Origin of the sequence: Streptomyces sp. HSW2009 (genome assembly GCF_040240285.1) — a bacterium.
Lineage (GTDB): Bacteria > Actinomycetota > Actinomycetes > Streptomycetales > Streptomycetaceae > Streptomyces.
This window is the reverse complement of the sequence record NZ_JBEHZD010000216.1, coordinates 1-11,954: the sequence shown is the minus strand read 5'-3', so window position 1 is coordinate 11,954 and position 11,954 is coordinate 1. Positions and strand designations below refer to the sequence as shown.

Annotated in this window: 7 protein-coding genes and 1 pseudogene; 6 read left to right on the top strand and 2 right to left on the bottom strand. The window is 75.9% G+C overall.

All coding sequences use genetic code 11. From position 1 onward, the window contains the following. Positions 1 to 257: hypothetical protein (locus AAHZ94_RS17470; protein ID WP_349993843.1), on the top strand; the 257-nt coding region annotated here is incomplete at its 5' end. Here AAHZ94_RS17470 and AAHZ94_RS17465 read toward each other — a convergent pair. After that, the gene (locus AAHZ94_RS17465) at positions 254 to 1,156 is read right to left on the bottom strand and encodes a GNAT family N-acetyltransferase (RefSeq protein WP_349993842.1); all 903 of its coding nucleotides are present in this window, start codon (positions 1,154 to 1,156) and stop codon (positions 254 to 256) included. The genes AAHZ94_RS17470 and AAHZ94_RS17465 overlap by 4 nt on opposite strands. A 246-nt stretch (positions 1,157 to 1,402) precedes the next feature. Between AAHZ94_RS17465 and thrS the strand changes: the two genes are divergently transcribed. Then, positions 1,403 to 2,626 (top strand): threonine--tRNA ligase, encoded by a 1,224-nt coding sequence (thrS, locus tag AAHZ94_RS17460; RefSeq protein WP_349993841.1) that lies wholly within the window; start codon positions 1,403 to 1,405, stop codon positions 2,624 to 2,626. Between the two features lie 354 nt (positions 2,627 to 2,980). Here thrS and AAHZ94_RS17455 read toward each other — a convergent pair whose 3' ends face one another. After that, positions 2,981 to 4,804: a bifunctional metallophosphatase/5'-nucleotidase gene (locus tag AAHZ94_RS17455; protein WP_349993840.1), complete on the bottom strand. Its 1,824-nt coding sequence runs from the start codon at positions 4,802 to 4,804 to the stop codon at positions 2,981 to 2,983. 573 nt (positions 4,805 to 5,377) lie between these two features. On the opposite strand from AAHZ94_RS17455, the gene mshD reads away from it, so the two are divergent. The 4 genes and pseudogenes from mshD to AAHZ94_RS17435 all read left to right on the top strand — a co-directional run bounded on the left by mshD (position 5,378) and on the right by AAHZ94_RS17435 (position 11,574). Beyond that, on the top strand, positions 5,378 to 6,313 hold the full coding sequence (mshD, locus tag AAHZ94_RS17450; RefSeq protein ID WP_349993839.1) for a mycothiol synthase: 936 nt from the start codon (positions 5,378 to 5,380) through the stop codon (positions 6,311 to 6,313). A 238-nt stretch (positions 6,314 to 6,551) separates the two neighbouring features. Next, the gene (locus AAHZ94_RS17445; RefSeq protein WP_349993837.1) at positions 6,552 to 9,737 is read left to right on the top strand and encodes a DUF5682 family protein; all 3,186 of its coding nucleotides are present in this window, start codon (positions 6,552 to 6,554) and stop codon (positions 9,735 to 9,737) included. Then, a pseudogene (locus tag AAHZ94_RS17440) lies at positions 9,640 to 10,053 on the top strand (DUF5682 family protein); the annotation flags it as partial. The gene AAHZ94_RS17445 and the pseudogene AAHZ94_RS17440, both read left to right, overlap by 98 nt. Before the next feature lie 336 nt (positions 10,054 to 10,389). Next, positions 10,390 to 11,574 carry a VWA domain-containing protein gene (locus AAHZ94_RS17435; RefSeq protein WP_349993844.1) on the top strand — a complete coding sequence of 395 codons (1,185 nt, stop codon included), beginning with the start codon at positions 10,390 to 10,392 and terminating at the stop codon, positions 11,572 to 11,574. Positions 11,575 to 11,954 lie beyond the last annotated feature (380 nt).

Sequence of the window (11,954 nt, the reverse complement as noted above, 5' to 3'; positions counted from 1 at the left end):
CCGGCCGAGTTGGCCGGCGGGGCGCGGGCCGGCCCCGCCCGGGCGGTGTGGACACCGACCCGCCCGGGCGGCGTACGCACGGGGCGGGCCGGGGCGCCGGCACCCGTGCACGGCAGCAGACGATGCGGGCCAGTGGGTCAGCAGCCCGCGCGCGCCGGCAGGCGGTGCAGATCAGCGGGCCGCACGTGCCAGCAGACGACGCACGCCAGCCGCAGGCCGCGCACGCCAGCCGCAGCCCGCCCGCGCCAGCCGCTTAGGCGCCGTAGACGTACGGCGTCGTCGTCGCCAGGTGGACGAAGCCCAGCCGTTGCAGGATGGGGCGGCTGTCGTCGGACGCGTCCACCTGGAGGTAGCGGTAGCCGCGTTCGGCGGCGATGCGGGCGCGGTGGGCGACCAGGGCGCGGTAGATGCCGCGCCCGCGCCAGGCCGGGGCGGTGCCGCCGCCCCACAGGCCGACGAACTCCGTGCCCGGGTAGAACTCCATGCGCGCCGCGCAGACCGGCTCGTCACCGGCCATCACGACCGTCGCGACCAGCGTGTCGCTGCCGGCGGTGATCTGCTCGGCCAGCCGCGCGTGGAACGCGCTGGCGTCGGTGCCGAACGCCTGCTGGTGCACCTCGGCCATCAGCCGTACGTCAGCGGCGTCGCGCACCGGGCGCAGCGTCACGCCGTCCGGCAGCCGCACCTCGGTCGGCTGCCGCTGCACGTCGGCCACCAGCAGCGCCTCCGCGGGCTCGGGCACGAAGCCCGCCGCCCGCAGCCGGTCCGCGAGGTCGGCCGGCTCGTCGTAGTCGTACAGCTTCCACTCGAAGGAACGGCCGAGCGCGCCGAAGTGGCGGATCTGCTCGGCGATGGCCGCATCGGCCGTGGCCGCGTCGAGCTGCGACCAGAGCACCCCGTTCCAACCGTTTTCCGTGCTGGTCTGCCGGACCACGCCAGAGATCTGCTCGACGCGCGAGGCGGGGCCGTCGGCCGGCGCCTTCTCCCGCAACTGCCGGTCGAACTGCGCCCGCAGCCGCGCCCGGTACGCGGGGTCGTCCCCCGCAGCGCCCGGGGCGGCAGGGGCGGGCGCGGTGCCCGGGGCGCCCGCGGCGTGCGGTGCGTTCGGGTCGTGGGGTGGTTCGGCCGGCGCTGGGCGCGGCTCACTGTGCTCCATGCGGCACACCCCAGCACGGGGCGTCCGGCCCGGCAACGCGTTTTCCCGTGCGAAAACCGGTGGCCGACCACGGGGGGCCGGCTGCTACGGTCGCCGGCATGATGCAGCGCGCCGCCCGTACGACGACGCCGGAACGAGTCCCGGCGCGCTGATCCCTGTCTTGATCAACAGCCCCGGGGCGAGTGCCCCGGGGCTGTGTCGTGCACGCAGCCGTGGCCGCCCGCCCCGCACCCGGAGGAGGCCCCCGTGCACGACCACCGAAAGCTCGGCCGCGAGCTGGAACTCTTCGACACCGACCCGCTGATCGGCGCCGGACTGCCGTACTGGCTGCCGGACGGCGCGACCGTGCGGCACGCCCTGGAGGAGTACGTCCGCGAGGCGGAACGGCGCGCCGGCTACCGGCACGTGGCGTCGCCGGTGCTCGGCAAGCGGGAGCTGTACGAGATCTCGGGGCACTGGGAGCACTACAGCGCCGACATGTTCCCGCCGATGGAAGGCGGCGGCGAACAGGTCGTGCTCCGCCCGAGCCTGTGCCCGCACCATGCGGTGATCTACCGCTCCCGCTCCCGCAGCTACCGTGAACTACCGCTACGGATGGCCGAGTTGGGCGGCATGTACCGCTCGGAGCTGTCCGGGGTGCTCGGCGGGTTGACCCGGGTGCGGGCGATCAACCTCAACGACGCGCACCTGTTCTGCACCCCGGAGCAGGTGGTGGACGAGGTGCTGGGCGCGCTCGGGATGATCGACCGGGCGTACGCGGCGCTCGGCATCTCCGCCGCCCGCCACCGGCTCTCGCTGCCTGGCCCTGAGCAGCCGTCGGCCGCCACCCCCGACTCCTGGCGGCGCTCCACCGAACTGCTGGTCAGCGCGTTGGACCGGGCCGGCATCCGGTACGAGGCGGCGCACGGCGAGGCCGCGTTCTACGGGCCGAAGATCGATGTGCAGATCGCGGACGCGGCGGGCCGTGAGTCGACCCTGTCCACCGTGCAGATCGACTACCACCAGCCGGAGCGGTTCGACCTGCACTACATCGGTGCGGACGGGGCGCGGCACCGGCCGGTCATGGTGCACCGCAGCATCATCGGCAGCGTCGAGCGCGCGGTGGCCCACCTCGTCGAGGTGCACGGCGGCGCCTTCCCCGGCTGGCTCGCCCCCGTCCAACTGGCCGTCCTGCCGCTGACCGACGCGGAGTCGGGGCCCGCCGAAGCCGTCGTCGAGCACTGCCTCGAACGCGGCCTGCGGGCCGAGGTGCTCGGCCCGGAGCGCGGCACCCTCGGGGCCCGGGTCCGGCTGGCGAGGCGGGTCCCGTACCAGGCGGTGATCGGCGCCCGGGAGGCCGCCGCCGGCCACCTCGCGCTGCGGCTGCGCGACGGCCGCAGGATCGAGGCGCGGCCGGTGGGCGAGGTGCTCGACCGGCTGGCGGAGCGGATCGCCGCGCGCGACGGGGTGCTGTGGGACGCGGGGGAGTAGCGGGATGGTGAGCGGCGGGCGAGGAAGGCCCCGCCACGAGGCCGACCCCGCACCCCGTACGGAAAACCCGCCCCTACCCGTACGGAATCCCGCGCCCCGAACCCCGTACGGAAGTCCGGCCCCCACCCATACGGAAACCCGCGACGCACCCCGCCCCGTACGGAAAACCAACCCCACCCCGTACGGAATCCCGCAGCGGCCCCGCCCCCCCACGCGGAGAGCCCGCACCCCCAAAGCCGAGGGCTCGCACCCCCGAAGACGGGGTGCGGGCCCTCGGCCCGTGATGGTGGGCGGGGGAGGGGCGGCGTCTGCCGCCGCCCGCGCTCGCCCCGCCCGCGCTACCGCGCTACCGCACTACTTGACGACCGTGATCCGGTCCGCCTTGGACGGGACGAGCGGCGCGCCCGGCTTGGAGTTGGCCTCCAGGTAGGCCGTGAAGACGTCCAGGTCGGAGGGGCCGACCAGCTTGTTCTTGCCGTCCTTGAAGACCGGGAAGCCGTCGCCGCCGCCGGCCAGGAACTCGTTGACCGCGACCCGGTAGGTCTTCGTCCCGTCGATCGGCTGGCCGTTCAGCCGCACCGAGTCGGTGGCGATCCGGTCCGCGCCGGCCTTGGTCAGGTCGAGCGTGTACGTGAGGCCCTTGGACACCTGGAGGACCCGCGGCTGCTTCTCGTTGACGCCGCTGACCTGCTGGCGCAGCACGGTCAACAACTGCTCGCCGGTCAGGTCGAGCACGTTGGTCATGTTGGTGAACGGCTGGACGGTGAACGCCTCGCCGTAGGTCACCACGCCGTCGCCCTCGGTGCCGGCCGCCTTGTACGCCAGGTCGGCGCGGATGCCGCCCGGGTTCATGAACGCCACCTGCGCGCCGCCCTTGTCGGCCGGTGCGAGCCCGGCCAGTTGCGCGTCGCTGATCAGGTCGCCGAGCGGCGTCTCGTACGCGTTCAGGCCGCGGCCCTGGATGTCGGCCGAGATGTAGCCGACCGGCCGGTTGGCGATCGGGGCCGCCAGCTTGTTCCAGCGCTTGATGAGCGCCCTCATGTCCTTGGCCGCCCGCTGCTCCCGGTGCACCACGTGGTTGGCGGACTCGACGCTGGTGCGCACGATGTCGCGGGTGTGGCGGTCGTAGGTGAGCGTGGTGTCCGTGTACAGCCGGCCGAAGGAGGCGGCCGACGTGACGGTGCGCGGCACGCCGTTCGGGTCCGGGATGGTGCACGCGTACGCCTGGTGGGTGTGGCCGGTGACCAGCGCGTCCACCTGCGGGCTCACGTTCTTGGCGATGTCCACGATGGAGCCGGAGATGCCGTCGCCCGGGCCCGGGCTGTCACAGTCGTAGTTGTACGAGCTGGAGGCCGGCAACCCGCCCTCGTGCACCAGCGCGACGATCGCCTTGACGCCCTGGCGGTTGAGCTCCTTGGTGTACTTGTTGATCGTCTCGACCTCGTCGTGGAACTTCAGCCCCTTGACGCCCTCGGCCGTGACCACGTCGGGCGTGCCCTCCAGGGTGACGCCGATGAAGCCGATCCGGACGCCCTTGTGCTTCCACACGGTGTACGGCTTGAGCACCGGCTTCCCGGTCTTCTCGCTGGTCACATTGGCCGCGAGGTAGGGGAAGTCGGCGCCGCGGAACCGCTTGCCGTCCTCGTAGCAGCCGTCCTTGGGGTGGCAGCCGCCGTTCTGGATGCGGGTCAGTTCCTTGATGCCCTCGTCGAACTCGTGGTTGCCGACCGAGGAGACGTCGAGGCCCAGCTTGTTCATGGCCTCGATGGACGGCTCGTCGTGGAAGAGGCCGGACAGCAGCGGGCTGGCGCCGATCATGTCGCCGGCGGCGGCCGTCACCGAGTAGCGCTGGCCCTGGCGGGCCTTGCGGAGCGAGGTGGCCAGGTACTCGACGCCACCGGCCGGGGTCGCCTTGGTGGTGCCGTCCGGCAGGGTCTGGGTGACGTTGCCGGCCGAGCCCTGCGGCGGTTCGAGGGTGCCGTGCAGGTCGTTGAAGGAGAGCAACTGGACGTCCACGGTCCGGCCGTGGTGGTGGCCGCGGTCCCCGCCGCGCGCGGGTGCCTCGGTCTCGGCGCCCGCGGGCAGGGCGGTGGTGAGCACGCCCGCAGCCGCGGCCAGGACCGCCGCGGCTGCGGTGAGGTGGCGCGCCGCGCGACGGCGCCCAGGAGTGGCTGGCATGGATGTCCCTTCACGACTGCGGATGCTGCGCGGGTACGGCCCGGGATGCCGGGCGCCGGCTGACCACCGCGCAGCGCAGGCCCGCAGCATAGGGTTTACGCGCGTAGCGGGGCAGGAGCGCGGAGGTTACGAACGGGTGGCGCCTTGCCGTGCGCCTTCGTACGGGCCGACGACGGGGGCTGTGGGGACGGGGGTGGCCGGTGCGATCTGTGGGACGTACCGGAGCGGGCCCGGTGGGACCGGCCGCCGGCCGGGCGTAGACCGCACGTGGACCGGACCTTAGACCAGATGCAGACCGGACGCCGACCAGCCGCCGCCCAGCCGTCGGCCGGATGTCGCCCGGCTCACGGAGCGACCACCCCGGATGACGGAGCCACCGGTCCCGCACGGGCACGATCCGCCGTACGTCCCCACTTCGCCGTACGTCCCCGCTCCGCCGGGCGCAGCCACCCCACCGGGGCGCATCCCTCACCGGGCGCAGCCACCCCGCAGGGACGTGCCCCCACCGGGGCGCAGCCGCCCCACCCGCTCCGCCGGAGCCGGGCCCGGAAGGCGGGGTCGTAGGCTCGACGCATGACTGACGAGGTGCAGGGGCCGGGCCGGCAGCGGCGGATCGACGTCGTGGACGAGCTGACGCCCGAGCAGGCGACCGAGGTGTTGGAGCTCATCGCGGAGGCGGCCGGTACCGACGGCCAGCCCGCCGTGTCGGAACAGGGCCGGCTACGGCTGCGCGGCGGCAGCCGCCCCGGCGTACGCCACGTGCTGCTGCGCGGCGAGGCCGACGCGCTCGGCGGCTACGCCCAACTGGAGGACACCGACCCGGTGGAGGCGCCGGCGGCCGAGTTCCTGGTGCGCCCCGGCTGGCGCGGCCACGGGCACGGCCGGGCGCTGGGCAGCACCCTGCTCGGCGAGTCGGGCAAGCGGCTGCGGGTGTGGGCGCACGGCGGCCACCCGGCCGCCCGCCACCTGGCCCAGGTGCTCGGCCTCGCCCTCTTCCGCGAACTGCGCCAACTCCGCCGCCCGCTCGGCGAACAGGCGCTCACCGAGATCGCCGAACCGACGTGGCCGGCAGGCGTCACCGTCCGCACCTTCGAGCCGGGCGCCGACGACGCGGCCTGGCTCGCGGTGAACGCCGCCGCCTTCGCCCACCACCCCGAACAGGGCTCGCTCACCCAGCGCGACCTGGACGACCGCAAGGCCGAGGAGTGGTTCGACCCGGCCGGCTTCTTCCTCGCCGAACGCGCCGGCCGCCTGGTCGGCTTCCACTGGACGAAGGTGCACCGGGCGGAGGGCCTGGGCGAGGTGTACGTGGTCGGCGTCCACCCCGACGAACAGGGCAGCGGCCTCGGCAAGGCCCTCACCGCCACCGGCCTGCGCCACCTGGCCGGCCGCGGCCTGCCGACCGGGATGCTGTACGTCGACGCCGACAACGTGCCGGCGGTCACCGTGTACGAGCGCCTCGGCTTCACCACGTACGAGACGGACCTGATGTACCGCACCGAGAGCTGAGCCGGCCCCGGGGGGGGGGGGGGGGGGGGGGGGGGGGGGGGGGGGGGGGGGCGGCGGCCCCCCCCCCCCCCCCCCCCCCCCCCCCCCCGGCGGGCCGGCCGCGCGATGGGGCGCGCGGGCCGGCACAGGCGCCGACCGGCGCCAGGGGACGAGCAGGGACGCAGGGTCGGGGGCGCGGGGACGGACCGCGGCGGCGGGGGCCGCAGCGGTCGGCAGTGCGCCGTTCAGGGAGGCGGGGGTGGCGATGTTCCGGCAGGGATCGGATGCGTACGAGGGGGCTGCGACGGTGGCGTCGTGCGGCGATGCGGTGACGACGGGGCGCGGTACGGGGGCCGAGGCGCAGGGCGGACGGCCGGGGGACGAGGCCCGGGCCGCACGGCCCGCGGTGGCGCCGGACAGCGCGGCGTCGGCCCGCGCGGTGACGGATAGCGTCGTGGCGGCCCGCGCGGCAACGGACAGCGCGGTGGCGGGCAGTGCAGCGACGGACTGCACGGCGACGGGTCGTACGGTGGCGAACAGCCCGGTGGCGGGCCATGCGGTGCTGGGCAGCGAGATGACCAGCAGCGCGATGACAAACAGCGTGGTGATGAGCACGCTGGCGACGAGCAGTACGGCAACGACCAGCAGCGCGGCAGCGAGTAGCGGTGCGGCAGTGACGAGCAGCGCGGCAGTGACGAGTCGGACGGCTGCGGGCGCGACGGCGGATGGCGCAACAGGGCGGGGCGCGGCGGCGCGAGGTGCGACAGCGCAGGGTTCCGCGGCGCAGCCCGTGGCGGGTGTCGTGGACGAGCGGGCTGCGGGCGCGGTGGTGGCGGCTGCTGCGGGGATCGCGCGCGCCGCGCGCGCGGGGGTCGATGACGGGGCGGCGCCGCCCGTCGCCCCGGAGGGCCCGTTCCTGCTCGGCATCCGGCACCACGGCCCCGGTTCGGCCCGCGCCGTGCGGACCGCGCTCGACCACTGCGCCCCCAAGGCGGTGCTGATCGAGGGCCCGCCGGAGGGCGACGCGCTGCTGCCGCTCGCCGCCGACCCCGACCTGCGGCCCCCGGTCGCGCTCCTCGCGCACGTGGCGAACGAGCCGGGCCGGGCCGCCTTCTGGCCGCTCGCGGAGTTCTCCCCGGAGTGGGTGGCGATCCAGTGGGCGCTCGACCACGACGTACCGGTCCGTTTCATCGACCTGCCCGCGGCCCACACGCTGGCGCTCACCGACACCGAGCCGCAGCGCCCGGCCCGCGCGCCGGGCCCGGACGGGCCCAGCCGCCCGGAGGACGCCGGGACGGGGGCGGGGCAGGACACAGACCAGGACGGCGGAGACGCGCCGGCCGGCCCCGCGACCGTACGGATCGACCCGCTGGCGGTGCTGGCCGACGCCGCCGGCTACGACGACCCCGAGCGCTGGTGGGAGGACGTCGTGGAGCACCGCGGCGGCCCCGACGACCGCCCCGCGCGCGGCGCGGCCCCGGCCAGCGACCCCGACACGGTCGACGCCCTGAGCAACGCGTTCCTCCGGGCGCTGGCCCGCGGCGACGACGGACACGACGGGCACGCGACGGCCAGCGCCGCCGAACGCGCCCGCGTGCTGGCCCCGTTCGCGGCCATCGGCGAGGCGATGGCCGCTCTGCGCGCCGCGTACGGACCCGGCAGCGCCGAGCAGCCGGCGGGACCCGCCGCCTCCGACGAGCAGCCCCGCCCCGACCGGGACGAGGTGCGCGAGGCGCACATGCGGCTGCGGCTGCGCGAGGCCCGGCGCGAGTTCGGGGACGAGGTCGCCGTCGTCTGCGGCGCCTGGCACGTACCGGCGCTCACCACCAAGGCCACGGTGGCGGCCGACCGCGGCCTGCTGCGCGGCCTGCCGAAGGTCAAGACCGAGCTGAGCTGGGTGCCGTGGACGCACCGCAGGCTCTCCCGGCGCAGCGGGTACGGCGCGGGCATCACCTCGCCCGGCTGGTACGGGCACCTGTTCCAGGCCCCCGACCGCCCCGTGGAGCGCTGGCTGACGAAGGTCGCCGGCCTGCTGCGCGAAGAGGACTACCCGGTGTCGACGGCCCACGTCATCGAGGCGGTGCGGCTCGCGGACACCCTCGCCGTGCTGCGGGGTCGTCCGCTCGCCGGGCTCACCGAGACCACGGACGCCATCAGGTCCGTGCTCTGCGAGGGTTCGGACGTGCCGCTCGCCCTCGTCCACGAGCGGCTCGTGGTCGGCGACGACATCGGCGAGGTGCCCGACTCGGCGCCGGCCACGCCGCTCCAGCGCGACCTCGCCCGCGCGCAGCGCGCGCTGCGGCTCAAGCCGTCCGCCGTCGAACGCGAGCTGGAACTCGACCTGCGCAAGGAGACGGACGCCGAACGCAGCGTGCTGCTCCACCGGTTGGCGCTGCTCGGCATCGACTGGGGCGTGCCGGCCCGCGGCGCGCGCACGGGCACCGGCACCTTCCGTGAGACCTGGCGTCTTGAGTGGGAGCCCGAGTTGGCGGTGCGGGTGGCCGAGGCCGGCATCTGGGGCACCACGGTGCACACCGCTGCGACCGCGCGGGCCGAGGCGCTGGCCGTCGACGCGCGCGCCCTCGCCGACGTCACGGAGCTGGCCGAGCGCTGCCTGCTCGCCGGGCTGCCCGACGCGCTGCCGGTGGTGATGCGGGTGCTCGCGGACCGCGCCGCGCTCGACGCGGACGTGGGCCACCTCGCGCAGGCGCTGCCGGCGTTGGTGCGGTCGGTGCGCTACGGCGACGTGCGCGGTACGGACGCGGGGGCGCTCGGCGAGGTCGCGGCGGGCCTGGCCGAGCGGGTCTGCGTGGGCCTGCCTCCCGCGTGCGTGGGCCTGGACGCGGACGGCGCGGCGGAGATGCGCGGCCACGTGGACGCCGCCCACCGCGCGATCGGCCTCCTGGCCGAGACCTACCCCGCGACCCCCGCCGCGGCCCGGGGGCCCCGAGCCACCCCCCCCCCCCCCGCGCCCCGCCCCGGCCCCCGCCCCCCCCCCCCCCACCCCCCCCCCGGCGGGGGGGGGGGGGGGCCCCCCCCCTCCCACACCCCCCCCCCCCCCCCCCCCCCCCCCCCCCGCGCCCGGGGGACCCGTAGCAACCCCCGCCGCCCCGGCGCCCGGCACCGGCACCGGCACCGAGACCGACAACGACACCGGCACCGACAACGGCGTCGAAGCGGACGCCGGGCCGGAAGCCGGCGCCGCCTCCGCAGGCACCGGCCCGGCCGCCCAGGACACCACCGCCCAGCACAGCACCGCCCGGGCCGCGGCCGGTGGCGAGCGGCCGGGCGACCCGGCGAGTGCGGGGCGCGCGGTCGAGCCCGGGCTGCGGGCGCGCTGGGCCGGCGTGCTGCGGGTGCTGGCGGAACGGGACGGCACGCCGGGTCTGGTCCGCGGCCGGGCCGCCCGACTGCTCCTGGACGACGGGCGGCTGACCCCGGGTGACGCGGCCCGCCTGATGGGCCTCGCGCTGTCACCCGGCACCGCCCCGGTGGCGGCTGCCGCCTGGATCGAGGGCTTCATCGGCGGCGCGGGCGGCGGCATGCTGCTGGTCCATGACGAGCGGCTGCTCGCCCTGGTCGACGGCTGGCTGTGCGGCGTGCCGGCGGAGGCGTTCACGGACGTCCTGCCGCTGCTGCGCCGGACGTTCGCCGAGTACGACGAGGGGGTCCGCCGCACGCTGGGCGAACTCGTCCGCCGTGGCCCCGGCGGCGGGCCCCACGCCGGCGCCTCGGCCACCGGGTCCGCCACGGCCGGCTTCGCCGCCGACCTCGACCCCGCACGGGCCCGCGCCGTCCTGCCGACCCTCTGGGCCCTCCTCGGCCTGCCCCCGACACCGCCGACCACGCCCGGGACCACGGCCACGACCGCCACGACGGCCACCACGGCCGCGAAGGCCAGCACCGCCGCGCTGACCACCACCACCCAGGCCGTCACCACCACCGCGACCGTACGCGTGGATCGGGACACCCCCAGCGCCCCGGCCACCCCCACTGCCCCGGCCACCCCCGCGGTCCTGGCCGAATCCACCACCCGGGCCACCCCCGCTGACCTGGTCGAACCCGACGCCCCAGCGGACTCCACCACCCCGGCCGCGGTGCGGGTGCCGGATGCCGAGCGGCTGCGGCGGTGGCGGCGCGTACTCGGCGGCGGGGACCGTTCCGACGGCACCGGCTGCACGTTGAGCGGCCGGGACGCGGCGATGGACCGCACGCTCGAAGCGCTCTACGGGGGCGACGGGCCGGGCGCCGGCGAGCGCGGCAAGGGCTCGTCCGGCGGCCAGCGCTCGGCCGGCCTCGGCGACTCCGCCCCGCGCGTGGCCCGCTGGCTCGGCGACATCCGTACGTACTTCCCCACCTCCGTGGTCCAGGTCATGCAGCGCGACGCGATCGACCGGCTCGGCCTGTCGGCGCTGCTGCTCGAACCGGAGATGTTGGAGGCCGTGGAGGCCGACGTGCACCTGGTGGGCACGCTGCTCTCGCTCAACCAGGCGATGCCCGAGACGACCAAGGAGCCGGCGCGCGCCGTGGTCCGCAAGGTGGTCGAAGAGTTGGAGAAGCGGCTGGCGACGCGGACCCGCGCCACGTTGCACGGCGCGCTCGACCGCTCCGCGCGCATCAGCCGCCCCCGCCACCAGGACATCGACTGGAACCGCACGATCCGCGCCAACCTCAAGAACTACCTACCGGAGTACGGCACGGTGGTCCCGGAGCGGCTGATCGGGTACGGGCGGGCCGCGCGCGGGACCAAGAAGGACGTCATCCTCTGCATCGACCAGTCGGGCTCGATGGCCGCATCGGTCGTCTACGCCTCGGTGTTCGGCGCGGTGCTCGCCTCGATGCGCTCCCTCGCCACCCGACTGGTCGTCTTCGACACCTCCGTCGTGGACCTCACCGAACAGCTCGACGACCCGGTGGACGTCCTCTTCGGCACCCAACTCGGCGGCGGTACGGACATCAACCGGGCCCTGGCGTACTGCCAGTCACAGATCACCCGGCCGGCCGACACCATCGTCGTGCTGATCAGCGACCTCTACGAAGGCGGCATACGGGACGAGATGCTCGGCCGGGTGGCGGCGATGAAGGCGGCCGGGGTGCAGTTCGTCGCCCTGCTCGCACTGTCCGACGAGGGCGCGCCGTCGTATGACCGGGAGCACGCGGGGGCGCTCGCCGCGCTCGGTGCGCCGGCATTTGCCTGCACTCCCGATCTGTTCCCCGACGTCATGGCCGCGGCAATAGAGCGACGTCAACTGCCCATACCAGATGGCGAGTCGCCGCACTAACTCCGCGACCGAGGGCTTGCGCGGCCCCCTGTGCAGCGTGCAAGGATCGCCCCGCACCGAGACGTTCACTCCCTCGACCCCTGGGGTGACCCCTCTCCTCGTCTGCCGTGTCCCTTCGTCTGACCCGTTCACCACCGCTGGCTCCCGCCCGGTCCGCCCGGTCCGCCCGGCGCCGGCCCGTCCCGCGCCGGGCGGCGGGTGCGCGTGGCGGCCGACCGGGCCGGGAGGTGGGAGCGGCCACCGGGGGACGCGGCGGCGAGTGGGTCCGGAAGGGGCGGGGCGGCCCCGGCGCGCTCGGGCCGGTCGACCGGCATCGGCCGCCGGTGGGTGTCGCCCCTCAGACCGCCGGAGAGCGCGGGCTCCGCCAGGCCCTGTAAATT